At 60.5% G+C, this 24,949-nt stretch carries 26 protein-coding genes and 1 tRNA gene; 7 read left to right on the forward strand and 20 right to left on the reverse strand.

Annotated features, from left to right (window positions below; translation table 11 throughout):
* Positions 1-14: 14 nt before the first annotated feature.
* The 4 genes from AA0535_RS06085 to AA0535_RS06100 all read right to left on the reverse strand — a co-directional run bounded on the left by AA0535_RS06085 (position 15) and on the right by AA0535_RS06100 (position 4,501).
* Positions 15-956 (reverse strand): ABC transporter substrate-binding protein, encoded by a 942-nt coding sequence (locus tag AA0535_RS06085; RefSeq protein WP_264815037.1) that lies wholly within the window; start codon positions 954-956, stop codon positions 15-17.
* A gap of 134 nt (positions 957-1,090) precedes the next feature.
* Positions 1,091-2,110 carry an ABC transporter permease subunit gene (locus AA0535_RS06090; protein WP_264815038.1) on the reverse strand — a complete coding sequence of 340 codons (1,020 nt, stop codon included), beginning with the start codon at positions 2,108-2,110 and terminating at the stop codon, positions 1,091-1,093.
* A gap of 12 nt (positions 2,111-2,122) precedes the next feature.
* A complete protein-coding gene (locus AA0535_RS06095; RefSeq protein WP_264815039.1) occupies positions 2,123-3,679 on the reverse strand; it encodes a sugar ABC transporter ATP-binding protein in 1,557 nt (518 codons plus the stop codon).
* Between the two features lie 234 nt (positions 3,680-3,913).
* Positions 3,914-4,501 carry a TetR/AcrR family transcriptional regulator gene (locus AA0535_RS06100; RefSeq protein WP_264815040.1) on the reverse strand — a complete coding sequence of 196 codons (588 nt, stop codon included), beginning with the start codon at positions 4,499-4,501 and terminating at the stop codon, positions 3,914-3,916.
* A gap of 109 nt (positions 4,502-4,610) precedes the next feature.
* Here AA0535_RS06100 and AA0535_RS06105 point away from each other — a divergent pair, with 109 nt between their 5' ends.
* Together AA0535_RS06105 and AA0535_RS06110 are read left to right on the forward strand one after the other, a co-directional pair.
* The gene (locus AA0535_RS06105) at positions 4,611-4,799 is read left to right on the forward strand and encodes a hypothetical protein (RefSeq protein WP_264815042.1); all 189 of its coding nucleotides are present in this window, start codon (positions 4,611-4,613) and stop codon (positions 4,797-4,799) included.
* 60 nt (positions 4,800-4,859) lie between these two features.
* Positions 4,860-5,213: a hypothetical protein gene (locus tag AA0535_RS06110; RefSeq protein ID WP_264815043.1), complete on the forward strand. Its 354-nt coding sequence runs from the start codon at positions 4,860-4,862 to the stop codon at positions 5,211-5,213.
* A gap of 123 nt (positions 5,214-5,336) precedes the next feature.
* Here the strand turns inward: AA0535_RS06110 and fusA are convergent, their stop codons facing one another.
* The 4 genes from fusA to AA0535_RS06130 all read right to left on the reverse strand — a co-directional run bounded on the left by fusA (position 5,337) and on the right by AA0535_RS06130 (position 10,352).
* Positions 5,337-7,442, reverse strand: a complete 2,106-nt coding sequence (gene fusA / locus AA0535_RS06115) for an elongation factor G (protein WP_023977515.1) — start codon at positions 7,440-7,442, stop codon at positions 5,337-5,339.
* A 260-nt stretch (positions 7,443-7,702) separates the two neighbouring features.
* Positions 7,703-8,005 (reverse strand): 50S ribosomal protein L28, encoded by a 303-nt coding sequence (rpmB, locus tag AA0535_RS06120; RefSeq protein WP_023977516.1) that lies wholly within the window; start codon positions 8,003-8,005, stop codon positions 7,703-7,705.
* A 119-nt stretch (positions 8,006-8,124) separates the two neighbouring features.
* A complete protein-coding gene (locus AA0535_RS06125; RefSeq protein ID WP_233582157.1) occupies positions 8,125-8,469 on the reverse strand; it encodes a hypothetical protein in 345 nt (114 codons plus the stop codon).
* Positions 8,470-8,570: 101 nt separating this feature from the next.
* Positions 8,571-10,352, reverse strand: coding sequence for an ABCB family ABC transporter ATP-binding protein/permease (locus tag AA0535_RS06130; protein ID WP_264815045.1), 1,782 nt, complete (start codon positions 10,350-10,352; stop codon positions 8,571-8,573).
* An 89-nt stretch (positions 10,353-10,441) separates the two neighbouring features.
* Here AA0535_RS06130 and AA0535_RS15755 point away from each other — a divergent pair, with 89 nt between their 5' ends.
* The 3 genes from AA0535_RS15755 (at position 10,442) to AA0535_RS06145 (ending at position 13,064) form a co-directional block, all read left to right on the forward strand.
* A complete protein-coding gene (locus AA0535_RS15755; RefSeq protein ID WP_373319289.1) occupies positions 10,442-11,266 on the forward strand; it encodes an NUDIX hydrolase in 825 nt (274 codons plus the stop codon).
* An 11-nt stretch (positions 11,267-11,277) separates the two neighbouring features.
* The gene (locus AA0535_RS06140) at positions 11,278-11,727 is read left to right on the forward strand and encodes a DUF3574 domain-containing protein (RefSeq protein ID WP_264815046.1); all 450 of its coding nucleotides are present in this window, start codon (positions 11,278-11,280) and stop codon (positions 11,725-11,727) included.
* A 155-nt stretch (positions 11,728-11,882) separates the two neighbouring features.
* Positions 11,883-13,064 carry an AI-2E family transporter gene (locus AA0535_RS06145; RefSeq protein WP_264815047.1) on the forward strand — a complete coding sequence of 394 codons (1,182 nt, stop codon included), beginning with the start codon at positions 11,883-11,885 and terminating at the stop codon, positions 13,062-13,064.
* A gap of 254 nt (positions 13,065-13,318) precedes the next feature.
* Here AA0535_RS06145 and AA0535_RS06150 read toward each other — a convergent pair.
* The 7 genes from AA0535_RS06150 to AA0535_RS06180 form a co-directional block, all read right to left on the reverse strand.
* Positions 13,319-13,392: transfer RNA gene (locus AA0535_RS06150), tRNA-Pro, on the reverse strand.
* Between the two features lie 83 nt (positions 13,393-13,475).
* Positions 13,476-14,291, reverse strand: coding sequence for a MerR family transcriptional regulator (locus tag AA0535_RS06155; RefSeq protein WP_264815048.1), 816 nt, complete (start codon positions 14,289-14,291; stop codon positions 13,476-13,478).
* Positions 14,288-14,611, reverse strand: coding sequence for an integration host factor subunit alpha (locus AA0535_RS06160; protein ID WP_264815051.1), 324 nt, complete (start codon positions 14,609-14,611; stop codon positions 14,288-14,290). Before AA0535_RS06160 ends, AA0535_RS06155 begins: the two co-directional genes overlap by 4 nt.
* A 69-nt stretch (positions 14,612-14,680) precedes the next feature.
* Positions 14,681-15,634 carry a beta-ketoacyl-ACP synthase III gene (locus AA0535_RS06165; RefSeq protein WP_264815053.1) on the reverse strand — a complete coding sequence of 318 codons (954 nt, stop codon included), beginning with the start codon at positions 15,632-15,634 and terminating at the stop codon, positions 14,681-14,683.
* A gap of 223 nt (positions 15,635-15,857) precedes the next feature.
* A complete protein-coding gene (gene plsX / locus AA0535_RS06170) occupies positions 15,858-16,949 on the reverse strand; it encodes a phosphate acyltransferase PlsX (protein ID WP_264815054.1) in 1,092 nt (363 codons plus the stop codon).
* A gap of 66 nt (positions 16,950-17,015) precedes the next feature.
* Positions 17,016-17,219: a 50S ribosomal protein L32 gene (gene rpmF, locus AA0535_RS06175; RefSeq protein WP_023977526.1), complete on the reverse strand. Its 204-nt coding sequence runs from the start codon at positions 17,217-17,219 to the stop codon at positions 17,016-17,018.
* Positions 17,220-17,356: 137 nt separating this feature from the next.
* Complete coding sequence (locus AA0535_RS06180; RefSeq protein WP_264815055.1) at positions 17,357-17,953, reverse strand: DUF177 domain-containing protein; 597 nt, start codon at positions 17,951-17,953, stop codon at positions 17,357-17,359.
* A 208-nt stretch (positions 17,954-18,161) separates the two neighbouring features.
* Between AA0535_RS06180 and AA0535_RS06185 the strand changes: the two genes are divergently transcribed.
* Positions 18,162-18,734 carry an outer membrane protein assembly factor BamE gene (locus AA0535_RS06185; RefSeq protein ID WP_264815056.1) on the forward strand — a complete coding sequence of 191 codons (573 nt, stop codon included), beginning with the start codon at positions 18,162-18,164 and terminating at the stop codon, positions 18,732-18,734.
* A gap of 299 nt (positions 18,735-19,033) precedes the next feature.
* On the opposite strand, the gene AA0535_RS06190 is transcribed toward AA0535_RS06185, so the two are convergent.
* Genes AA0535_RS06190 through def form a run of 4 tightly spaced genes read right to left on the reverse strand, consistent with a single transcriptional unit; the run spans position 19,034 to position 22,090 of the window.
* A complete protein-coding gene (locus AA0535_RS06190) occupies positions 19,034-20,380 on the reverse strand; it encodes an ATP-binding protein (protein WP_264815057.1) in 1,347 nt (448 codons plus the stop codon).
* An 8-nt stretch (positions 20,381-20,388) separates the two neighbouring features.
* Positions 20,389-21,078 (reverse strand): response regulator, encoded by a 690-nt coding sequence (locus AA0535_RS06195; RefSeq protein WP_264815059.1) that lies wholly within the window; start codon positions 21,076-21,078, stop codon positions 20,389-20,391.
* On the reverse strand, positions 21,075-21,563 hold the full coding sequence (locus AA0535_RS06200) for a MarR family winged helix-turn-helix transcriptional regulator (RefSeq protein ID WP_264815061.1): 489 nt from the start codon (positions 21,561-21,563) through the stop codon (positions 21,075-21,077). Before AA0535_RS06200 ends, AA0535_RS06195 begins: the two co-directional genes overlap by 4 nt.
* Positions 21,560-22,090, reverse strand: a complete 531-nt coding sequence (def, locus tag AA0535_RS06205; RefSeq protein ID WP_264815063.1) for a peptide deformylase — start codon at positions 22,088-22,090, stop codon at positions 21,560-21,562. The genes AA0535_RS06200 and def overlap by 4 nt, the downstream gene beginning before the upstream one ends.
* A 221-nt stretch (positions 22,091-22,311) precedes the next feature.
* Here def and rpsU point away from each other — a divergent pair, with 221 nt between their 5' ends.
* Positions 22,312-22,515 (forward strand): 30S ribosomal protein S21, encoded by a 204-nt coding sequence (gene rpsU, locus AA0535_RS06210; RefSeq protein ID WP_007283570.1) that lies wholly within the window; start codon positions 22,312-22,314, stop codon positions 22,513-22,515.
* 173 nt (positions 22,516-22,688) lie between these two features.
* Here rpsU and AA0535_RS06215 read toward each other — a convergent pair whose 3' ends face one another.
* On the reverse strand, positions 22,689-24,833 hold the full coding sequence (locus AA0535_RS06215) for a prolyl oligopeptidase family serine peptidase (RefSeq protein ID WP_264815065.1): 2,145 nt from the start codon (positions 24,831-24,833) through the stop codon (positions 22,689-22,691).
* Positions 24,834-24,949 lie beyond the last annotated feature (116 nt).

Genomic DNA, 24,949 nt, shown 5'->3' on the forward strand with positions numbered 1-24,949 from the left:
CTTGAACGCAGGGATTATTCCCCCGTCCAGCCCTTGTAGCTGCCCACATTGTCACGTGTGATCAGGGTCGGGGGCATCAGTCTGACCGTGCCTTTGGCCATCTTGCCGTCTTTGATGGCCTGCCCCATCGCGACGCCATCCTTGCCCATCTGATAGGGATCCTGGCTGGCAGAGGCGACAACCGAGGATCTCGGATCCTTGAGGGACGAAACGATATCCGGCGCACCGTCGACGGAGGTGACGACAATCCCCTGACGATGGGCCTGACGGATGGCAAGGTCGCCGCCAATGGCTTCGGGATCGTTGATCGCGAAGACCCCCTTCAGATTGGGGAAGCGTACCAGGAAGCCCTGCATGACCTTGAAGCCAAGATCGCGTTCGGCCCCGCCATTCTGATCGTCGCTGACAATCTTGATGTCGGGATATTTGGCGAGGACTTCCTTGCAGCCCTTCACGCGGTCGATGATTGACGAGACCTGCGGACCATTCTCGATCGCTACCTCGCCTTTACCGTCCAGCTTCTTCGCCAGATACTCGCAGGAGATGCGGCCTGCCGCGACGTTATCGGTCTGCACCGTACCATCGACACCGGCCGAGGCCACGTCGACCGCAATCACGGTCGCTCCGGCTTTTTGCACGCGCTTGACGGCAGGCATGACCGCCTGCGGGTCTACGCCATTCAGCAGAATCAGGTTCACGCCGGAAGTGACAAAGCTGTCCATCTGCGAGAACTGCTTGTTGAGATCGTAATCCGCAGAGAGCGCATTGATGCTGGCGTTCGGGGCCAGGCTCTTGAGCTGCGTGGTGGCGCCCTTCACCAGAGCGACAAAGTACGGATTACCGAGCGATCCGACCGAGACACCCACATTGCTGATGCCATCTGCCCGGGCTGCGGGAGCAGCCAGAACGGTGGAAAGAGCGAGGGCGCCGAGGAGGAATTTAGAGCTAGTGATCATCTTGAAACATCCGAAACGGAAGAAAGACAAACTGGGTGAGCGTGTAAGCCGGGGCGAGGAAAATATGACCCCGGGGGCGGCCCCCTGAGAGGCACACCCTGGGAGGCCCGGGCAAACCCCGGGGGAGCGCAATGTCAGGTGCGCGCCGTCGGTGCCCGGAAGCGGTCGAGTGCCACGGCCACGATGATGACCAGACCCTTGACGATGAACTGCCAGATATCCGACACCCCGATGAGGATGAGGCCATTGGTGAGCACGGCGATCAGGAGCGCCCCGACGAGCGTTCCCCAGATCGAGCCGATACCCCCGACAAAGGACGTGCCGCCCAGAATGACCGCGGCGATGGCATCGAGTTCATAGGACTGACCGAGCTGCAAGCCATTTGCCGCGTAGAGGCGGGCCGAGGACATGACAGCGCCAAGCCCTGCGAGCAGACCCGAAGCCGCGTAAACGAACATCAGGACAAGTCCGACACGAATACCAGCTAGGCGCGCAGCGGAGGGGTTGCCGCCGATGGCGTAGATATGTACGCCCAGAACCGTACGCCGCAGGATGAACCAGCTCGCCACGACCACAGCAAAAGCGATGACCGCGAGCCAGGGAATGGTGAAGGTCGAAGTGATCGCGATGCCATCATTGCCGATCCAGGCGAAGGAAAGATCGGGATTGAAGATGGTGCGATCATTGCCCATCAGGCGCGCAAGGCCACGGACCGCCGTCAGCGTTCCCAGCGTCACAATGAAGGGCGGAATCTTGACCCCCGCGATCAGCGCGCCGTTGAATACGCCGATCAGCAGACCTGCGCCTAGGCAGGCCGGCACGGCCAGCCAGGCCAGATGGGGCAAGAGCGAGACAATCAGGCCGCACATGGCTGCGAAAGCCAGAATGGAGCCGACCGACAGATCGATACCGCCCGTCAGGATGACGAAGGTCATGCCTGAGGCCAGCACGGTATTGATGGAGGCCTGCTGGGCAATGATCGAAAGGTTCTGGCCCGACAGGAACCGATGCCCGCCGAGAAAATGAAAGCCCAGCGCCAGAAGGATCAGAACGGGCAGCATGCCAGCTGCCTGCAGGATGCTGCGCGTGGTTGCGCGCGCGTTCAGCTGGGCAGCTGGTGAGGCCGCCACCGCCGGGTTGAGAGTATTGCTCATTGACGTGATATCCTAGGCGGCGATTGGTGAAGGGGAGGCAAGCCCGACAGCAAGAGACATGATAGCCTCCTGCGTGATCGCACTGCCTTCAAGTTCACCCGTGAGATGACCCTCACGCATGACGAGAACGCGGTCGCTCACGCCGATGATCTCGGCCATTTCGCTCGAAATGACGATGATCCCCAGCCCCTGCGCCGCCAGATCATTGATGATGCGATAGATTTCGGTCTTTGCCCCGATATCGACGCCACGCGTCGGCTCATCGAGGATCAGCACCTTGGGCCCTGTTTCGAGCAGACGGCCTAGCAGGACCTTCTGCTGGTTTCCGCCAGAGAGCCCACCAACATTGGTGAGCATGTTCTGCGCCTTGATGCGCAGGGCCGAGAACGAGCCCGTTGCACGTGTGCGCCCCTTTGTCTGGTCAAGCACGCCCATTCGGGAGTCACGCTCGACCACACCCAGATTGATATTGCCGCTGCAGGACATGTCGAGGAAAAGACCGAGCGACTTACGGTCTTCAGTCAGATAGGCAATGCCCGAGGCGAGCGCGTCGCGCGGCGAGCGGATCTCGATCTTCTTCCCATCGAGGAAGACACTGCCACCCGTTTTCGCGTCCGCCCCAAAAATGAGCCGGGCGAGCTCAGTACGCCCCGCCCCAACCAGACCGGCAATACCCAGCACCTCGCCCGGACGAAGCGCGAAGCTTGTCGGGTGGACGCGTCGGCCATCTGTCAGGCCTTCGACCTGCAGAATTGGGGCTGCGTCACGGCGGACATGATTACCGTCCTTTTCATAGAAGCTCGACAGATCGCGCCCAACCATCATGCTGACGATACGTGCTGAAGAGAGCTCATGTTTCTCGAGCGTCCCGACATGGGCGCCGTCGCGAAGTACCGACACACGATCGGCCAGTTCGTCGATTTCATCCATGCGGTGGCTGATATAGATGAGCGCCAGACCCTTCGCGCGAAGCTGGCGGATCAGAGCGAAGAGCCGGTCGGTTTCACGGGCCGAAAGCGCCGTGGTGGGCTCATCAAGCACCAGAATGCGCGCGTCGCGATGCAGGGCACGGGCGATCTCGACGAGCTGCTGCTCCGCGACCGACATTGTTGACAGGCGATCTTCAGGGCCGAAGGGGGCGCCAAGTTCCTTCAAAAGGTCCCGGCAGGCCTCGTTCATGGCGGCACGATCGATCATGCCGTTGCGACGCAGCTCCGAGCCCAGATGGATGTTTTCGGCTACCGTCAGGTTCGGCGCGAGGGCCAGTTCCTGATAAATGATCCCGATCCCCAGCGCCCGTGCAGAAGCCGGGTTGGTGATTTTCTGGACCTCCCCTGCAATGCGGATTTCACCGCCAGGATCGGCTGTATAGGCGCCCGAGAGAATCTTCATCAGGGTGGACTTGCCAGCCCCGTTCTCACCCATCAGCGCCAGAATTTCACCGCCATAGGCGATAAGGGAAACATCCTTGAGAACACGCACCCCGGAGAAAGTTTTGGAAATACCCTCGACATGGAGGAGCGGTGTTCCGTCCTGCGTGTCACACTGCGTGTGTTGGGCCAGAGTCATGGGACCAGTCTCCCGATTTGCGCCTGAAGCAGCGGGAGAATCTTGCTTGGCCCCCTTCTGCCGAAATCGAGAGAAGCAGATATTTTGTTAAATTTATATAATGTTTTTGCAATCTTTAATTAAGTAACGGAGACGTGATAGTTAATTCGCGTCCATGTTGATCGCATCCCATCAAGGCCAAGAAACGCGCGCCAGTACCCTGCCCCTTGTCGAGCCGAAGAGCGAATGGAAACATCAATCAGCTCGGGCCTTCCCCCCGGAATCGAGCGCTTCGGCAAGGAAACCCTCCACGGTCTGGAAGCCCTCTGCCGCGATCATTGGTGAGAGCATTCCGTCTATGGCAAGCATCGCCAGGCCATGGACCCTGCCCCATAGCCCCGCCATACGCGCGGCGCTGCCCTCATCCCTCCCTGTAGCCGTGTCCAAGCCCTGTGCAAGGCCACGCAGGGCCTCGAACGCAGACTGCGAGGCTGATTGCAGGGCCTCACTGCTCTCGAGAAGCAGGGCGCGTCGAAACATGAGCTGGAAGAGGTTCGGATTGGCAAGGGCAAAACGAATATAGGCCATACCGACCTGATGCGCCGATGAGGCATCGCCCAGCGCAAGCGCCAACTCCCGATATCCCTGTGCGGCGAGGGCCGCCCGAAGCCCGGCCAGACTACCAAAATGCGGCACCGCAGCCGTTGCCGAAACACCCGCCCTGCGGGTGACGGCACGCAGGCTCAGCGCCTCCAGGCCGTCAGACGCGAGCAGAGCACGCCCAGCCTCGAGGAGCGCATTGGCGAGGTCGCCGTGATGATAGGGAGGAGATGGATCGCTCATGGTGCCTTTCGATATTCGGTTAATCTTTACAATAAAAAGTTTGACTTCACCACAGTGTGAGCGACAATCTTTACATAGGAAAGATACCCAAGCTTACCGAGGTACCCCTATGAATTTCTCGTCTCCTCCATCTCGCCTGCCGCTCCGGGCAATCGGGCAAGAATTTGGCGGCCTTGCCCTTGTCTGGACTGGCGAGATAGCTGGGCTCGAGGCCTATGCCCTGCCTGCGTGTCTTGCCTTCGTAGGCATGAGCGCCCTTTATCGCTATCGTCGGGGTGCGGGGTTCCCTGCGCCTTGAGTTGCGCTCAACGGTGGCGCCATCGGCTTCGCGCTTGCGAGCGTCCTGTTCAGGGAGAGGGTGGGGCCTGATTATTTCGCCGCGTTCTGTGCCGCCCTGATGGCGTGTCTATTCCTCTGGGGGAGCTTCTGGCGCGTCTCCCTGATCGAACATCTGGCGCGGCAGCGCGAAGGGAACGCGATGCAAGATCGCGCCGAGGCACCGGGTATCGACCGCTTTTTCAGGTTCTATACGCGCATATGGGGGGCGTTCTTTGCATTACGTGCCCTCATCTTCATCGACATGGCGCGTGTGCCTGCCCATCACGGTCCCGAGGCCTTTGTTCTTCGGCTCAGCCTTGTCTTCATGATTGCAGCGAGCTTCTTCGGGCCTTCTCTCTATCGGTTCCATAGCGCCTGTCAGAGCACGAGATGACGCCTTATCCTTGAGAGGGGCGCCGCACCTCTCCTGCCCCGTACACTTCGAAGCGCCAACAGAAAACGAAAAAAGCCGCCCCGAAGGGCGGCTTTTCCGTGTTCCGAGACTGAACCCGAGGGATCAGGCGCTCTTCGCCATGATCTCGTCGGCCACGTTGCGCGGCACCGGATCATAGTGATGGAACTGCATCGTGAACGACGCGCGGCCCTTGGTGGCCGAACGCAGATGCGAGATGTAGCCGAACATTTCCTTCAGCGGCACCTGAGCGCGGATCATGACGGTCGAACCGGCCGTCTCCTGGCTCTGGATGATGCCACGACGACGGTTAAGGTCGCCTACCACGTCACCAACGTGATCGTTCGGGGTCGTGATTTCGACGTCCATGATCGGCTCAAGGATCACGGGGCCGGCATTCTTCATGCCTTCACGGAAGCAGGCCTTGGCGGCGATTTCGAAGGCGAGAGCCGACGAGTCGACGTCATGGTACTTGCCGTCGAGCAGCGTGAACTTGAAGTCCACCGTCGGGAAGCCAGCCAGCACGCCCGTCGAGGACTGCATGCGGATGCCCTTTTCGACAGCCGGGATGTATTCCTTCGGAACCGTACCGCCAACGACCTTGTTCTCGAAGCTGATGCCTTCGTTACGCTCGACAGGCACGAACTCGATCTTGACTTCAGCGTACTGACCCGAACCACCGGACTGCTTCTTGTGGGTGTAGGTCTCGGTGTGGGCACGCGAGATCGTCTCACGATAGGCCACCTGAGGCGCACCGACATTGGCTTCGACGCCGTATTCACGACGCAGACGGTCCACGATGATGTCCAGATGCAGCTCGCCCATGCCGGACAGGATGGTCTGACCCGTTTCCTGATCGGTCTTGAGCTGCAGCGAGGGATCTTCAGCGGCCAGCTTCTGCAGGGCCAGCGTCATCTTCTCAACGCCGTCCTTGGTCTTCGGCTCGACCGAGATGTCGATCACCGGAACCGGGAACTGCATGCGCTCCAGAACAACCGGATCGGCAGCGTCGGCCAGGGTGTCACCCGTCTGGGTGTCCTTCAGACCCACGAAAGCAGCAATATCACCAGCGCCGACCTGCTTGACTTCCTCACGCTTGTCAGCGTGCATCTGGAACATGCGGCCCACGCGTTCCTTGTGGCCCTTGGTCGTGTTCAGCACGGTGTCGCCCGACTTCAGAACGCCGCGATAGACGCGCACGAAGGTCAGGGTGCCGTACTTGTCGGAGATGATCTTGAATGCGAGACCAGCGAACTTGCCATCGGGATCAACCGGTACGATCGGCAGGAAGTTCTCGTCGACCTCTTCGCCTTCCGGCGGCGCGATACGGATGCCTTCGACTTCGTCAGGAGCCGGCAGGTAATCGATAACGGCATCGAGGAGCGGCTGAACGCCCTTGTTCTTGAAGGCCGTGCCGCACAGGACGGGACGGAACACGCCCGAGATGGCACCCTTCTTGATGCACTTCTTCAGCGTCGCAACATCGACATCGCCCTTCTCGAAGTATTCTTCGATAGCGGCTTCATCAACGCTCAGCGCGGTGTCCAGAAGGTTCTGGCGGGCTTCAGCTGCCTTTTCCTTCAGGTCATCGGGGATCTCGGCGTAGTGGAACTTCGCGCCCAGCTCGCCGCCTTCCCAGATGATGGCGCGCATTTCGACCAGGTCGACCACGCCAACGAAGTTTTCTTCAATGCCGATCGGCAGCTGGAGCGGAATAGCGACGATGTCGAGCTTTTCCTTCAGCGTGTCGAACGCGCGATAGAAATCGGCACCGGTACGATCGAGCTTGTTGATGAAGATGACACGCGGCACGTTGTAACGGTCAGCCAGACGCCAGTTGGTTTCCGACTGCGGCTGAACACCGGCAACGCCTTCAATGATGAAGATGGCGCCGTCGAGCACGCGCAGCGAGCGGTTCACTTCGATGTTAAAGTCGATGTGGCCCGGGGTGTCGATGATGTTGATGCGGTGGTTTTCCCACTCGCAGGTCACAGCTGCCGAGGTAATCGTGATGCCGCGCTCACGTTCCTGCGCCATGTAATCGGTGGTCGTGTTGCCGTCATGCACTTCACCGATGCGATGCGACACGCCGGTGTAGTACAGAATACGCTCGGTCGTCGTGGTCTTGCCGGCATCAATATGCGCGGTGATACCGATATTGCGGATCTTCGAGAGAGCCGATTTGGCTTCTGCGACGCTGCTTTCGGACACGGGATACCTCCAGAATGCGATGAAAGGTGCTTCAGGCCGCCCCGAAACACCTTTGCCGTGGCCGTCACAGATCGACGCGCTATGCCGTAATATTCCCGGTGGATTACCCTTCGGGAAGCTTGGGGAAGACGTCGAAGCCGGATCGACCAAGTCGGGCCTTGTGATCGAGTGGCTGAATGAAACAACCCGACCACGTTTTCAAGGCCAATTTTGTTGCTGCCTGCCTTTTCCGCCGGGGCGTCAGGCTGGCACCGTCAGACTCAAGCGGTCTGAGCGGCCTTGCTTTCCTGAGCGCGCAGGATGCGGCGCTTGATGACCTGAGCTTCGACCGGGAGCTTGCGGTTCGGCGTGCTGATCAGGAACGAGTCCAGGCCGCCATTATGCTCGACCGTACGGATACCCTGGGTGGAGAGACGCAGACGAACGCCCGTGCCCAGAATGTCGGACAGAAGGGTGATTTCCTGCAGGTTGGGCAGGAAACGACGACGGGTCTTGTTGTTGGCGTGGCTGACGTTGTTGCCCGTCAGCACACCCTTGCCCGTGATTTGGCAGCGGCGTGACATGGACTTGATCCTCGGTAGTAATATGATCGCCGAGACCACTCCCGGCATACGACGATGCGTTAAGGCGCGGCTTATGACGGAGCCCCCCGCTCCCGTCAAGCCGAAAGCGTCGCAAACTGTCATTCGCCGTCGGAAAAGGCGTCCGCACAGAGCAGTTCACCCGTGCGGATGCTGTCGATTGCGGTTTGCAGCATCCGCACCATTGTCTCGGCATCGGTGGTCCGGGCAAGCACACCGAGCGAGCCGCCAAGCAATGCCGAGGCGATCAGTTCGGTCGGCAGGTTCTGCTCGACAAGATAACCGATCGCCTTGTCGATCACGGCGCCGCATTGGCGCAGTTCTTCGGGAATCTCGACGGCATCGGGGTCGTCAGAGAGCTCATGAGCCGCCTGATCCCGGATTTCCGCCTCGATATTCTGGTCGGGATGGAAGTCCTGGGCGAGGTCTTCGGCCGGCTTGGTCATGAGAATTCTCCTCCTGAATTGGAAATGCGCGCAGCAGGCAGTTCGGTGACCAGCCGGGCGGGCATCATGGAGCAACAGTTAGGGAAGCACCGTCCGGAAAACTAGGGCACTGCGGTGGATTGATGGGTCACCATCTCGAAATAGGGTCCATGTTGCGCCATCAGTGCCTCATGGGTGCCCTGTTCGATGATACGCCCGGACTCGATCACCAGAATCCTTGTCGCGTGCCGTATGGTCGATAATCTGTGGGCTATGGCGATCGTGGTCTGGCGGGAAGTCACCTGACGCAAGGCCTCCATGAGCCGCAGCTCGGTGCTGGTATCCAGCGCGCTCGTCGCCTCGTCCAGCAGAAGCAGCCGTGGCTTGCGCAGAATGATGCGCGCCAGAGCAATACGCTGACGCTCTCCACCCGAAAGCTTGAGGCCACGCTCGCCGACCAACGTTTCATACCCTTCCTCGAGGCCATCGATGAAGTCATGGATCTGGGCCAGACGCGCGGCCTCCTCGATCTCCTCCTGAGTAGCCTCCAGATGACCATAGGCGATGTTGTAGCCGATCGTATCATTGAAGAGCTGCGTGTCCTGCGGGACCACGCCGATCATGCGATGCAGATCGACAGGGGCTAGGGTCGTCAGATCCTGCCCATCCAGCAGGATAGAGCCTGAACGCGGCGCATAAGCCCCAAGGATGAGCCGCGCTATGGTTGATTTTCCTGCCCCGGTCGGGCCGACAAGCGCAATCGTCTCGCCCGGCCCGGCGTCGAAGGACAGGCTGTGAAGAATCTCGCGCCCGTCATAATCGAAACTGACATCGCGAAAGGAGAGTGAGGCAGGCTCGATCCCTGCCGGAGCGCTGCCAGTATCCCTACCCTCCCCGCCCCGGGGTGTCTCGTCCATCAGCTCGGTCAGGTGCTCCAGATCGACGCAGGCATTGCGCCACCCCGCATAGACGAGATTGAGCGAGATGATGGCCTGATAAAGCGTGCGCAGATAGGTCCCGATCAGCACGAAAGCAGCGACATCCAGTCTCCCAGCCGCCAGATCGCGCGCCGCCATGAGGAACAGGGCAAGCGTTGCCAGCGCGATCATGGCGTTCTGACTGACCGAGGACAGACCGGCAACAAAGGTCATGCGAAGGCTGGCTTTTTCCTGCTCGCGCCGCGCGCGCTCATAGCGCGCATATTCATGAGGCTCATTGGCAAAATGGCGTACGGATTCAAAATTGAGCAGGGAATCGAGCAGGAAGTGCTGGGCGCGGCCATTGGCCTCATTGCGTTGTCGCCGCGCCCTGACCCGTTGGCGCACGAACCATTGCGCGAGGGCGATATAGCTCACGAGCGCTACAGCAATCACCGCCGCATATCGTGGACCGAGAAAATGGAACACGACGGCAATGGTCAGACCCGTATCCAGCATGGCTGGTAGCACATTGAAGAGCGCCAGACGCAACAACGTGTCCGCGGCCTCGGAGCCGCGCTCGATGGCACGCGTGAGGGCGCCTGTCTGCCTGTCACGATGAAAGCGATAGGGCAGATCGAGCAGATGCCTGAAGGCCTCCTGTGCCGTCAGCGCCTGGAGCCGCTGCCCGACCGGCTGATACACCAGCTCCTGCAACGCCGAGAAAACGCTCCGGAAGAAAATCAGCCCGGCATAGGACAGGATCAGCATAACAGGCACGACCACCCGCAGATCCGGCACCGAGAAATGCGCGACCAGTCGGCTGAACATGTAGGGTGTGGCCAGAATGCAGAGCCGCTCCCCCAGAAGCAGCAACAGCGTCAGACCCATGCCGATGCGGAAAAAGCGGATGTCATGAGAAAGGACGAGACGCCAGGCCCGGACAAGGCTGGTGACGGCGAGAGGCAAACGCCACGAGAAGGACATGAGTCCAAATTGTGGTGTGCGTCAGCGTTTTGCAATCGCCTCCCGTTACGCGATATCGTTGACCCTCAGAATAGAGAGTACCGCCCTCCATGCACGACAATCGCCTTGCCCCGTTTCTGGCCCATATCAGGCAGTGCAAGACTGCCATTCTCCCTGGGGGCAGACGCCTTTTTCTGGCTGGGGAAACGCCATTCGGGCTGGTCGACCCCCGCGCCTTCGAGGTCCTGACGCAACTTGGTCTGGCTCAGGGGGAAGAGTTCCGCATCGAGAATGGCGCACAGCTTGTCGGGCTGGGCGTTACCCTGGCCGAGCGCGGGCTCTATCGGCCTCATAACGAGCTTTTCGACGTGTCCGACAATCAGGGGAAGGTGATCGGCCAGATCGATCGTGGCGCCCTGCCTCTGCTGGGCTGCACCGCCGCCGGTGTGCATCTGAACGGGCTGGTGCAGAAAGATGGCCAATGCTTCGTCTGGATGGGCCATCGCGCTTCGAACAAGCGCCTCGACCCGGGCAAACTCGACCATCTGGCGGCAGGGGGCATCTGCACCGGGCTCACCCCCATGGAGGCGCTCATCAAGGAATCGGGGGAGGAAGCTGCTATCCCGCCCGAGCTCGCGGCACAGGCCCAAGCCGTTGCAACCCTGCGCTACGCCATGGCACGGCCTGAGGGCCTGCGTCAGGACACGCTCTACTGCTATGATCTGCTCCTGCCAACCGAGTTCGTCCCGCAGCCGGTGGATGGAGAAGTGGCCTTTTTCGAACTCATGGCTCTCGAACAGGTCTTTGCTCTGGTGCGCGACACGAACGACATCAAATTCAATGTCAATCTCGTGCTGATCGACCTCTTCCTGCGCCATGGGCTTTTCACACCCGATGAGAGCACGATCCTGCGTGCGGCGCTCGATCACCAGTGAGACGTCTTCCATTGCGCCGGATTCTCCCTTCCGGCCAAGCGCTCATTTTCGGGGCCACGCTGCTGGGGATTTCGGGATGCGCGACCGCACCGGCTCCCACGCCTCAGGAAAAAACACTCTGCAAGGCGATTACGGGTGCCCCCGCGGAATCCATCACCCTTGCTTTCGGGCTCTCGCTTTCTGAAGGAGGCGAGATCACAGAGGCTGAATGGGACGATTTCCTTGCACGCGAGGTGACGCCGCGCTTCCCCGCGGGCCTTTCGGTCATGGAAGTGCGCGGACAATGGCAGGACACCCCCGCGTCACCGATCATCCACGAGCGCGCGCGACTGGTATGGATCATCGCGCCTTCCAGCCCCGGTCTGGGCGCGAAGCTGACCGCCCTACGCGACGCCTATAAAAAACGGTTCAACCAGAGTTCCGTCGCTGCGTTCATTCACTCTGGCTGCGCCTCGTTTTAGGCGTATCCTGCACCGTAAAGTGGACTGGCATGTTGACGCGCGACCGTAACTTGCCGGAAATGAGAATCGCCCTCCTGATCTGATCAGGATTTAGAGAAAAACAGGCAGCGTCTCCGAGACCGCGAAACGTCAACACACGACGATCGGAGCAGGCGATGCTGGCCCCGAGGAACATGATGACCAACCCGAACGCCATGCCACCAGCCGGCCTGACCCGACAATCTGCCGAGTGTCAGGACCAGCCGGGGGAAGACGACCTTACAGAGGCGACCGGCTCGCCCGTTGGGCGGGGGCAGAGACGCTCAAGGGGTCTTCTAGGCTTTTTCTTCATCGCGCTGGCCTTGTTCACGCTCAAGAATTTCCTGCCCGCTTTGCTCTGGGGCTGCGTATTCGCTATCGCTTCGTGGCCGCTCTATCAGCGCACCGAGAAGCGCTTCGGGCGTACAGAATGGCTCCCCATGCTGTTCACGGCGGCTATCGCCCTCATCTTTCTCGTGCCGCTCAGCCTTGTGGGCTATAAGGCCGCCGAAGAGGCGCAGAGCGCGCTGCACTGGATCGACGAGGTGCGCCATACCGGCATACCGATGCCGGACTGGCTGAACGATCTGCCTTTCGAAAGGGCCCAGGTCGCGCGCTGGTGGCAGAATAATCTGGTCAATCCGGAACATCTCAACCGTCTGTTCCACTCGTTCGATGCCGGCCATGGCATGGCCGTCACCAGACAGGTCACCACGCAGGTTGCAAGACGCGCAACATTGTTCCTGTTTTCGATCCTGACCCTGTTTTTCCTGCTGCGTGATGGGGCGGATATCATCCATCGCGTGCTGGTGGTGTCAAACCGGACCTTCGGTCAGCGCGGCGAAAAGCTCGCACGTCAGATGATCTCTTCGGTGCATGGCACTGTGGCCGGTCTGGTTCTGGTCGGCCTTGGCGAAGGCCTGGTCATGGGAATCGCCTATGTACTGACAGACACGCCCCAGCCCCTCCTTTTTGCTCTCCTGACCGGCGTTGCCGCCATGATCCCGTTCCTGGGTCTGCCCACGGTCATTCTGGCCTCACTCCTGATCATCGTGCAGGGCAAGATGATTGCCGGTATCGTGATCATCGTTCTTGGAGCCATCGTTATCTTCGTGGCAGATCATTTCATACGCCCGGCGCTGATTGGTGGAAGCACACAGATGCCGTTCCTGTGGGTTCTTCTGGGCATCCTGGGGGGTGTAGAGACCTGGGGACTTCTGGGCCTTTTCCTCGGCCCGGCCATCATGGCGGCCGTCCATCTCCTGTGGCGCATCTGGAGTTCTGACTCGGAAGTGCAATTGCGTGAGGAAGCACGCTGACAGGCACGCTGGATGAAAACGCAGCGATGCGCGCGAACACGCGAGGCCGGGTTTCCCCGGCCTTTTTTTGTTGTCCGCCGGGGTCAACCTTGGCGACGCGTCAGAGCCCTTAACCCGCGTCATGGACCTGCACAGACCTGCCCACCTCTGCCGCCAGGGAATAATCCCGACGCCATGAAAGCACGCATGCCCACGCGTTGGCAGGAGCAGGAGGAGATTCTATTTTTGAGAAAATAACCGCAGGACGAACGATATCGGGCAGGCGGGATTCGAACCCACGACCCCCAGTCCCCCAGACTGATGCGCTACCAGGCTGCGCTACTGCCCGTCAGTCCTGCGGTAGAGGCCGTGTAGCAGGAGGGCGCTTTTCCTGCAAGCGCCCAAGGTCAGTTTTTTATGCGTTGAACGTTTTCAGGCGCTTGGAAGCATTCCCCTGAGATTATCGAGCTCTGCCAGCACATCTTCAAGGGCAAGACGCAGCGTACGGCGCTCGTGACGCCATTGCTCCTGACGCGACCGAAGGTCCTCAAGCTCATCCTGCAGGATCGCGGCAAGAGCCGCTGCTCCGGTTTCCTGCTCGGATGCAGCCGTATCGATATCACGCGTCTCATTCAGCGTTGACCGGGCCTCGACATCCGGCAGACCGCTCGTTTCTTCACCCGGGTCGGCAATCGTCGCGGCATGATCTTGATCGCCTTCCTGCGAGACGATCGCGGCGGAGTGGGAGTCTTCAAACTGTGACGCGAGAGGCGTTTCCCCGCCGCTGGCAGAGGCAGGCTCTTCAGCTTGCTGAAAAGCAGGAATTTCGAATGGCGCGCGCAATGCTTCAGGAGCCAATTGACCAGCTTGCGCATCGGCACTCGCAACGTGGGAAACCTCACTCCCCGCCGCGTTACCCGCCACCGGCACCGGGCCGACCGCTCCATGCTCTTTGAGGACGCGCTGAACACCCTTGATCGTGTAGCCCTGCACATAGAGCAGGTCCGTGATCTGACGGAGCGTGTCGATATCCTCAGGGCTGTAATATCGTCGACCACCGCCTCTCTTCAGCGGCTTGACCTCGGGGAAGCGTGTTTCCCAGAAACGCAGCACGTGTTGGGGCACATGCAACTCATCAGCCACTTCGCTGATGGTGCGGTAGGCGTTCGGGCCCTTCACCAGGCGCTCGATATCGGTACGCTCTTCGGTGCCCCTGAGCAGGTCGGATGCAGCGTGGGTGGTCGTCATGAATCTTCGCCTTCACTGGCCAGACCTTCAATCGACTCGCCATTCACCTCTGCCCTGAGAATCTGGCTTGGTCGGAACACCAGCACCGAGCGCGGTAAAATCGGCACCTCGATACCGGTCTTTGGATTACGGCCGACCCTGCGGCCCTTCTGGCGGACGGAAAACGTTCCGAATCCGCTCAGCTTGACCGTCTCGCCTTTTTCGAGCCGCGCAGCGATCAGTTCGAGAACCGTCTCGAGCAGATCGGCGGATTCGTGCCGGGACAGCCCTACTTCACTGTAGATGTGCTCTGCTATTTGCGCGCGGGTCACCGTGGTCATGACAGCACCGTATCATGACAGTAATGAAAATCAATCAAATCAGTGTTCTGACGTAACCCGCCAGAGACATTACAGACGCAGCAGCGCCGAGCCCCAGGTCAGACCACCGCCAAGCGCCTCGAGCAGCACCAGATCGCCGGGTTTGATTCGCCCATCACGCACGGCTTCGTCCAGTGCAAGCGGGATGGAGGCCGCAGAAGTGTTGGCATGACGGTCGACGGTTATCACGACCCGGTCGAGCGGAAGGGCGAGTTTCTTGGCCATACCCTCAATGATGCGCAGGTTGGCCTGATGCGGAACCAGCCACGCAATGTCCTGGGGCTGGAACCCGTTTGCGGCAAGCGCTTCGTCGACCACGGAAGAGAGCTTGGCAACAGCATGGCGAAACACTTCACGCCCCTGCATGTGCAGAACGGGCCTGGGTGTGGCAGGGCCATCGACAAAGAGAATATCCCCGTAATTCCCATCGCTGTGGAGGTGGGTCGAGAGTATACCGTACCCTTCCTCCTCCGTGGCCTCGAGCAGCACCGCGCCTGCACCATCGCCGAACAGGACACAGGTCGTACGGTCTTCCCAGTCGACGATACGCGAATAGACTTCGGTGCCGATTACCAGTGCCTTCCTGACCTGACCGCTGCGAATGAATGCCTCTGCGGTCGCCAGAGCGTAAACGAACCCTGAGCAGGCCGCAGTCAGGTCGAAGGCAAAGCCCCCTGTCATGCCCAATGCAGCCTGCACGCGCACCGCAGTCGCCGGAAAGGACTGATCAGGTGTCGCCGTCGCGACGATCACCGCGCCCACGTCGTCGGCGCTGGTATTCGCGTAATCAAGGGCAGCGCGCGCGGACTCGACGGCCATACTCACCGCCGTTTCTCCGTCGCCGGCAACATGGCGCTGGGCGATACCGGTACGGGTCCTGATCCACTCGTCAGATGTATCGATACGCTCGGCCAGATCGGCGTTCGTGACGATCTGCTTCGGCAGATAGCTGCCAAAGCCGATCAGGCGCGCGCGCAGGGACATGTCTATACCTCTTGAACTATTGCCGATACGGCTAACCCCTGCGGATACCAGCCTATCCGGCATCGCGCCAGCCCGGGATGGAGCCAACCCCGACGGGTTGCGGCTGGAGCTCACACTGCCTCGGGGGCCGGATCAACAGCGAGAAGGATTCCTGGAATTAGAAGGCATGAATAACGCCCAGCACCACCGGACGCAGGCAGCCGATTTGTCGCCTCCGCGGTTTTCAGGCCGCGGTGGGTGACGGGGCGCGTTCGCCGTCGGCCTCGGCCGCCATCAAGGCTTCAACCTGACGGAGACGCTCGCGGATCTTCTCGTTGATCGAATGCGTCACTGCATCCATTGCAACGTCAACTGCAGCGGCAAACCCCTCGGCATCGGCGCCGCCATGCGATTTGACGACAATTCCGTTGAGCCCGACAAACACGGCGCCATTATACCGCCGGGGGTCGATCCACTCCTTCATCCGCTCCAGACCAGGCCGAACGAGAAGATAGCCGATACGGGTCAGCAGATTCGTTTTAAAGACACGCTGAAGAAGCATGGAGACGAGCTTGAGCGCCCCCTCGCCCGTCTTGAGCGCGATGTTGCCGGAAAAACCGTCTGTCACCACCACATCGGTCGTGCCCGCTGTGATGTCATGACCCTCGACAAAACCATGGAACTGGGCTGCGAGCGGCGAATCGCGCAGAATATCGGCAGCGCCGCGCAGACGCTCATCGCCCTTGAGCTCTTCGGCGCCGACATTGAGAAGGCCGATGCTCGGCGCAGGAAGCCCGAGCACAGCCTTTGCAAAAGCCTCGCCCATGACCGCGAATTCAACGAGATTGCGGGTGTCGCAGGCGATATTGGCCCCGAGATCGAGCATGACCACATCGCCACGCGCCGACGGGTTGACGGCTGCCATGGCCGGTCGCGTGATGCCGGGAAGCGTTTTGAGAACAATTTTGGCGAGAGCCAGCATCGCGCCGCTGTTACCAGCAGACACGACGCCACCCGCCTCACCCGAGGCCACCGCATCGATCGCCATGCGCAAAGAAGAGTCGCGCATGCGTAGGGCCGCTGTGGGCTTCATTTCCATCGAGATGGAAGACGGCGCGTGGCGGATCTCGCAGATTCGCTGTGCCTTGGTATAGCGCGCAAGTTGCGGACGCAGCACGGCCTCGTCGCCGACGAGCAGGATTTTGGCTGTGGGATGTCGATCGGCTGCCCGATCCAAACCGGCCAGAACGATTTCAGGGGCATGATCCCCACCCATCGCATCAATAGCCAGGCTGTAAGGCGCGGCCTGGCTGGCCGGCACATTCAGGTCAGTCATGCTCCGCCCCGCGTCTCATTTCAAACAAGATGCGCCGACCCTTGTCTGGGCCAGCGCCATCGAGCCTCAAACGCGAACGGTCGTCTTCAGCGTCTTGCCGGAAGCCACGACTTCACGACCGTCATAGTGACCGCAATGCGCGCAGACATGGTGCGGACGCTTCAGTTCACCGCAGTTGCTGCATTCGGCATGGGCCTGAACGGTCAGGGCGTGGTGGCTGCGACGCATGCCCATGCGGGACGGCGTGGTCTTTCTTTTGGGGACGGCCATGGCAGGAGCCTCTTTCTTCTTAGATCGTCCCTGCAACCGGTCGCCATTCGACCGCAGCGGGAAACGATGCTGTTCACTATGATCAGGCGGGCGGCTCTAGCAGACCCGAAGCCGGGTCGCAAGCATCCTGTGCGTTTCTAGCTCAGATCCGTCTTTTTTTTAGGGAGAGACAGACCGGCCAGGGCACCGAACGGGTTGGGTCGGCTACCTGCTTCATCTGCGGCTTCCTCTGCCGTCTCACGGGGGGCTTCGTCAACCGCATTTTCGAGAGCTGCTCCTGGCTTGCGCGGATAGGCGGGCAACATCAGGGCAAGCTGCTCGCTGGCAATCTCCCCAAGATCGAGTGCATTTCCTTCGTAGGGGATCTCGTCGATCGCCTCGAGATCCGAAGCCGATTCCTCGGAGAAGCGGCGCGCAGGCACCATGCGCACGGCGAAGGATTCGTTCAGCGCGTCCTCGAAATGATCTCCCGTGATCACGCATTCAAGCACGACATGCGCGGTTAGCACGCCTTCAAGCACGAAATGATCGGAGGCCTCAGGGATAATGCGAAAGCGGCAGTCGAGCGCACGCACTGCAGGGATATCCAGACGTTTGGCGAGCTTCCTGCACTCGTCTTCCTTGGCCTTGATGGTCTCGTTCAGACCCTCATGCCCGATACGGTTGATGACCAGACGACGCGAGAATTCCGGCTGGGAAAGAGGGGCGCTGTCGAAATCCTGTCTGTCGCTCATGGCTGTCTTCCTGACACTGTCCTTGGGGAAAAACCGACTCCTGCGGGAGAAACCCGCTCCAAGTCCGCCTTTTCCGAATTGCCTTAACCTTCGTCTGCGCAATATAGAAGACTTGGATCGTCCTGCGAGTGCGGTGGAACAGTGTTTCCTTCGTCCCGGGGCCATCTGCCGAATTTGTTTCGATCACTGCAGGACGACATAGCCCGCCATGAAGAGCGCCTCCAAGAAGACCGCCCCGCGGCAGAAATCGCGTGCAGCGATTGCGCGCACCCTGCTCTGCATCGCCCCGATCGCTCTGGCTGGCTGTTCCGTATTCGGACCGATTCCCCAGAATCGCGGCTCGCTGATTGAGAAGGATGACTATTCCCAACTCGTTCCGGGCACGAGCACACGCAACGACGTGACCGATCTGCTTGGATCGCCGACCACCCACTCCACCTTTGACGACAACACCTGGATCTACATTTCGATGGTGACCGTGCCGCAGCCCCTCGGCTTCCCGCGTGTCACAAAGCAGAATGTATTGGTCCTTGCCTTCGACAATGGCGGCGTGCTGCGTCGCGTCGACACGTTGCATCGCAAGAACGGCTATAATGTCGGCATGGTGGGCGAGACCACACCGACCCCGGGTACGAAGGTCAATGTGCTTCAGCAGCTGCTGGGCAATGTCGGCCGCTACAACCCCATGAGCAACATGGGCAGCACGTTCGGCGGAACGCAGGGCCCGCTGGGCGCTGGTGTCGGAACGGGCCATGGCGGCACGGGCAACTCCATCCCCTGATCTGTCGAACAGCCTATCAGTGCGGGAAACGGGGACAGGGGACACCGCAGCGGCTATGCCCTCCCCCCGGGTCTGATCCCGCCAAGCAAAGGCCCGGTCTCTGGATCGGGCCTTTGCTGTTTCTGGCCTGAGACTATTTTCTGAGGCCCGGCATGCCCTATGGGCGGCAGCCACACGGCGATCATGACGCTTCAATACGATCTCACGCGGACTACCCGCCCTCTATGGCGCCATCATCCCTGACCATCACTCTACAGGAGCGTGAGAACAGCCCCACGCCTTTCCACAGCGAGCACAACTCAGCGCGGTAATTTCAGCATGACGCGTAGCCCGCCAAGCGGGCTGTTACGCAACATGACGCTCCCCCCATGGGCGGCCATGATGTCTCGCGCGATTGTCAGCCCCAGCCCACTTCCACCTTCGGGGCCCGACGTACTGCTGAAAGCCCTGAACACATCCTTGCGTCGCGACTGGGCAATGCCAGGGCCATCATCATCGATGGTAATCTCGATCATGCGTCCGGTCTGGCGCAACGAAAAGGTCATGCGCCCACCATGGCGACGCGCATTCTCCGCCAGATTGATCAGCACACGGCGCATCGCGTCCGGTCGTACCGGAGCGACCAGACTCTGCTCGGCATGGATGGCCAGCACCTCCCCACCTGCCCGTGTCGTGGCTGCCGCAACGTCATGGAGCATGGACAGCAGATCGGTCGGGACCGGCTCCTCCTCCCCTTCACCACGGGCGAATGACAGATAACTGCCAATCAGACGTTCCATCTCGGCAATATCGGCCACCATGTCGTCGATATCGGGACGCAGTTCCTGCGCCTCCACAGCCCCCTCCACAGGCATCATGGCCAGGGTCAGGCGGAGACGGGTCAGCGGGGTCCGCAAATCATGCGACACCCCCGCCAGGACCGCTGTACGCTGCGTCACAAACCGGTTGACCCGTGCCTGCATGCGATTGAAGGCAAGTGCGGCCTTGCGAATTTCGAGCGCGCCCTGTGGCTGGATCGGGCCGTCATCGCGTCCGAGGCCGAAATTCTCTGCCGCTTTCGCCAGACGCCGTACGGCGCGTACCTGCCGCCCGACAAACAGCCCTGCGACAATGAAAAGCAGAATCGCGCTTCCGACCTCCCAGGCGACAAACAGCCAGATCGGCCCGACATCGAGCCGTTTGCGAGGCACGATCACGTCCAGCACACCATCGCCAAACGGGATTTCCAGCCTCACACTCTGGCGCGTGGCATTCCAGTCGATATGGCAGGGTGCATCGAAGACCCGCCGGACCGCGCTTGTCAGATCCTCGTCCATCGGGCCGAGTACGAAAGACGCATCCCGGGGAGTGAATTTCCGGCCGGGATGAAAGGTGATATTCAGCTGCATGCGCCAGCGCGCCTGGTTAATAAGCCAGTCCTTCGCAGCGGGCTGATGCTCGACCGAATCCCGGATGAGAGCCAGATCGGCCACCACGCTATCGGCAAGGCGGCGCGACACGACACTGAGATAATTTCCGTAGAAGAGCTGCAGCGCCACAATCTGCGTAATCAGGAGCGGCATCAGCACGATGAGCAGCGACCGCCCCTGAAAGGAACGTGGCAGCACCCGGCGTATAAGACGCTCCGGCAGTCGTGCGAGCTGCATGACCCGCCTCAGCTTCCCGGCTTCAGCACGTACCCCTTGCCGCGTACAGTCTGCAGAAAGCGGGGCTCTTTCTGGTCGGGTTCGATCCTGCGGCGCAGACGCGTCACCTGCACATCGACAGCGCGCTCGCCGATCTCGTCCATGCCGAGAGCCTCGGCAATAGCCTCACGCGACAGGATGTCACCGGGGGATCGTGTCAGCACGCCCAGAAGCGCAGCCTCCCCACTCGTCAGATGGACAATCCCCTCGGGTCCGCTCAGCAGACCGCGACCCGTGTCGAATTCCAGCTTTCCCAGTCGCAGCAGACGCGGCGCGCCGGTAGGGCGGGGCACATGACGCCGCAAATGGGTCTGAAGCCTCAGGAGCAGCTCACGCGGCTCGAAAGGCTTGCCCAGATAATCATCCGCTCCCGATTCCAGCCCGATGATGCGATCCGCGGGCTCGCCACGCGCCGTGAGCAGGATGATGGGCCAGACCTGCCCTTTTTCCCGCAGCCAGCGCGTCAGGCTCAGTCCGTCTTCACCGGGCATGGTGATATCGGCCACCATCGCATCAGGCTGGGTGACGGAGAGAATCTTGCGCGCCGCCTCCGCGTCCATGGCTGTGGTGATCCTGAAACCGTTTTCCGACAGGAAGCGCTGCAACAGCCGCAGCAGCCGCGCATCGTCATCCACCACAAGCACATGGGCCTGGTTCATGGCGTTTCCCCCTCGCCCTGCAATGTTGCCAGAACGCGCCTGAATCCTTCGACGGCCTGACCGCCTGCAGCTCTGTAAGCCATCGTCATCCGGTCGCGCAGCGCGCCGAAGATTTCTTCTTCGATCGCCACACCCTGGGGGGTCAGATGGAGGTGCTTGAGGCGCTTGTCCCGTTCGTCGGGCCGCTGCTCAAGAAGGCCACGGGCCATCAGATCCTGCAGGACCCGGTTCAGGCTCTGTTTGGTGATGTTAAGACGCCGGAGCAAGGCGCTCATGGTCAGACCCTGATGGGTAGAGACCAGAAACATCACACGATGATGCGCCGATCCAAGTTGCTGGTCACGCTGAAACGGATCGCAGATCGCGCTCAACTCCCGCCAGGCCAGAAGCATGGCTTCATAAGTGAGGCGTATCTGCTCCTCGCGAAGATAAAGATGCGCCTGACCCGGCGCATCGCGCTGCACACGCAGGCCTGACATGCTCATCCCTCGCTGTCCCGGGGTGTGGCGAATTCCTCGGCGTAACCGAAGCTCGCGAAATCCGTCATGCGCATGGTGTAGAGAATACCCTCAAGATGGTCATATTCATGTTGCAGCACGTTGGCATGAAAGCCCCGTGCCTCACCGCCGATGACCGCGCCATCAAGACCCAGCCCCTTATAGGTGACGGCAGCGTGACGAGGCACAACACCGCGCAGCAGGGGCAGAGAGAGGCAGCCCTCGGTACACTCCATGGTATCATCGCCCAGAGGCGTGATTTCGGGATTGATCAGCACACGTGGCGGAATCGGGCTCTCACCTGCGGCACAGCGCGCCTCCGGCACATGATAAACGAACAGACGCAAGGATTTGTGAACCTGGGGGGCTGCCAGCCCGGCGCCACGCGAATCAAGCATCGTTTCGATCATGTCTGAGACAAGCTGCCTGATGGTCAAAGAGTGAACGTCTTCAACCTCTTGCGCCTTCTGGAGCAATACCGGATGCCCCATACGCGCGATCTTCAGCAACGCCATTACCCGATCCAGTCCTCGCCCTTGGGGAAAAGTTCCCGTGCTGATCCGCATCGTGACATGAATAAATTTCGGGCGATACTGCTCAAACCGTTTGTGTCCCCTCGAAAACCTGTGCTAAGGCGGCGGCCTCTTTGGAACGCTCTGCCATCGGTATCGCGTTCCTGGCATCGCATTTACAAACAGACCATGATCTTCATGGTCGGACAGGAGATGGCAGACCCGTGCAGGTTCTGGTTCGTGACAACAATGTTGATCAGGCGCTCAAGGCGCTCAAGAAAAAGATGCAGCGCGAAGGCGTTTTCCGCGAGATGAAGCTGCGTCGCCACTTCGAGAAGCCCTCCGAGCGTCGCGCTCGCGAGGCCGCAGAAGCGGTTCGTCGTGCACGCAAGATGGAGCGCAAGCGCCTGGAGCGTGAAGGCTTCTGATCAGCCTGCCGAACCGGCAAACAGAACAACCGCCGTTTTCACGGCGGTTTTTTTGTGCCTTCTTACCTCCTCAGCCCAAGACGAGGCCCTCAAGGAAAGAGGGAAAGTCCCTCCTCCCTTCGGTATCAGTTTAAATAGTCTAGGGTGCCCACGCAATGCGGCGCAGCCTCCGGTCAATGTGCCGCCTGAACATCTTGATCCATCAGGGTCTGAGACAGGTACACGGCTTCGAGCGCCCGCTCATGAGCGATCTCCTGAGCATTGACGGTGCCCGCATGACCGCCCTCGGTGTCCTCATAGTAGTAGAAATCCTTCCCCAGCTCAGCGAGACGCGCGGCAAACAGGCGTGCATGGACCGGTCCGACACGGTCATCCTTGGTTGAGGTGAAGATGAACGGCACCGGATAGGCAACGTCCTTCTTCAGATTCTGCAGAGGCGAGATCTTCTGGAGGAAGCTGCGTTCGGCGGGAATGGCCATATGGCCGTACTCCGCCGCCCATGAGGCGCCCGCTGCCATGGTCTCGAAATTTTCCATGTCGAGCAGCGGCACCCCGATGATGACGGCTTTCCAGAGCTCGGGATGCTGGGTGAACTCTACACCCATCAGCAGCCCACCATTGGAGCGCCCACGTATTCCCAGATGATCCTTGTTGGCAATGTGACGCTCTGCGAGGTCACGTCCGATCGCTGCGAAATCGTCATAGGCATGCTGCCGTCCGGATTTCATCCCCGCCTCGTGCCAGGCCGGTCCGTATTCGCCGCCGCCACGTATATTGCCCACCACATACACACCCCCCCGCTCAAGCCACGTCTTGCCGATATCGGCGTAATAGGTTGGCAGGTAGGAGAGATCGAAGCCGCCATATGCCGTAAAAAGCACCGGATTACGATCGTTCATTTTCCAGTCACGGCGATGGGTGACGAAATAGGGAATATTCACCCCATCGCTCGATTTGGCCCAGAACTGCTCGGTGCGCAGCCCCTTGGCATCGAACAGGGCAGGCGTGGACTTGACCCGATGCGCCACCATCTTCGCCGCGTCAAAACGCACGAGTTCCGGCGGTCTGATGTACCCCTCGACCCTGAGATAGGCGTTGCTGGCTGAAGGAGAGGATGATTGCAGGGTGGCCGAGCTCATGCGTGGCAGAATGAAATAGGCTTCATGCCAGCTCCCGTCCTTTCCGGTCGGGGTGTAGAGTCGGAGCGAGGGCTGTACGTCCGTGTAGACAACTGCAATCACCCCTTTCGAGGTCACGCCGATATCGGTCGTTGTCTCGGTGTCCTTGGGCGTAAAGACCAGCGTGGGTGTCTTGCCGGGCGCTGACGGGTCAACCGCGATAATGCTGCCACGTTTGAAATGCCCCCCTGCCGTCCAGTCCTCGTCGAGACGCAGAACGAGCTTGCCAGCATAGAATCCGAGATACCCGATCTTCTGCGGGAGAGCGATCTGCCTCAGCGCGCCCGTCGCCGGATCATAGACCCTGTATTCGCTCCTGAAGAAATCGAGATTGCGCTGGATCAGGGCAATCTGATGCCCGGTTTCGTCGTGCAGCACCTGAGGCTCCACGATCATATCCCCTTCGGCCCCGCGATAGATTTCCTTCGCTTCGGAGAGAGGCTGCCCCCGCTTGAGCAGGCGCACACTGAAGGGATAGCCGGAACGCGTCATGCTGCCCGCGCCCCAGTCACGCGCCACGAGCAAACTGTCCTGGTCGAGCCACGCCACGCGTTGCTTGGAACGCGGCAGATCGAAACCACCTGACACGAAACTGTTCGTAGTCGTATCGAACTCCCGATAGGACGCTGCGTCCTCGCCCGACAGCGAGAGCACGACGAGGCAGCGCCTGGCGTCAGGTTCGAGGCAATCGGCGCCCTGGAACACCCAGTCGCGCTTCTCCTCCCTGGCAAGGGCATCCAGATCGATGGCGGTTTTCCAGTCCGGCGTCGTCTGTGCAAAGGACTCTTCGCTCGTCACGCGCCACAGGCCCTTGGGGTGAGCGGCATCCTGCCAGAAGTTCCAAAGACGTCCCCCGGCCTGGTCGGGTAGAGGCAGCCGCCCCGGAGCCTGCTCGACGGCCAGCACGTCGTCGTGAAACTTCTGATAGCGCTTGTCTGACTGCAGCCTTTCCATGCTGCGGCTGTTCTGCGCCCTGACCCAGTCAAGTGCCTCCTTGCCTTCGACCTGTTCGAGCACCGTACGCGATGGAACGACTAGATGGGTTGACGCGCCATCGGCAGCCGCTCGCGCAGCCACGGGCATGACAAATGGCAGCGACGTGCAAACAAGCGATGTCATCGCCACGAATATGCGTCTCATGGTGCTTCCCCTGCTGGATGATCAAACCAGCGTAGAGCACCCCGGCAGGGAGGGAAATGCTCGGCATTTGGAAAACGCATCGGCGAGCGACGCATCATGACACTCTCCGACCGCTC

It is taken from the genome of Asaia krungthepensis NRIC 0535 (assembly GCF_025995175.1).
In the GTDB taxonomy this organism is placed as follows: Bacteria; Pseudomonadota; Alphaproteobacteria; order Acetobacterales; family Acetobacteraceae; genus Asaia; species Asaia krungthepensis.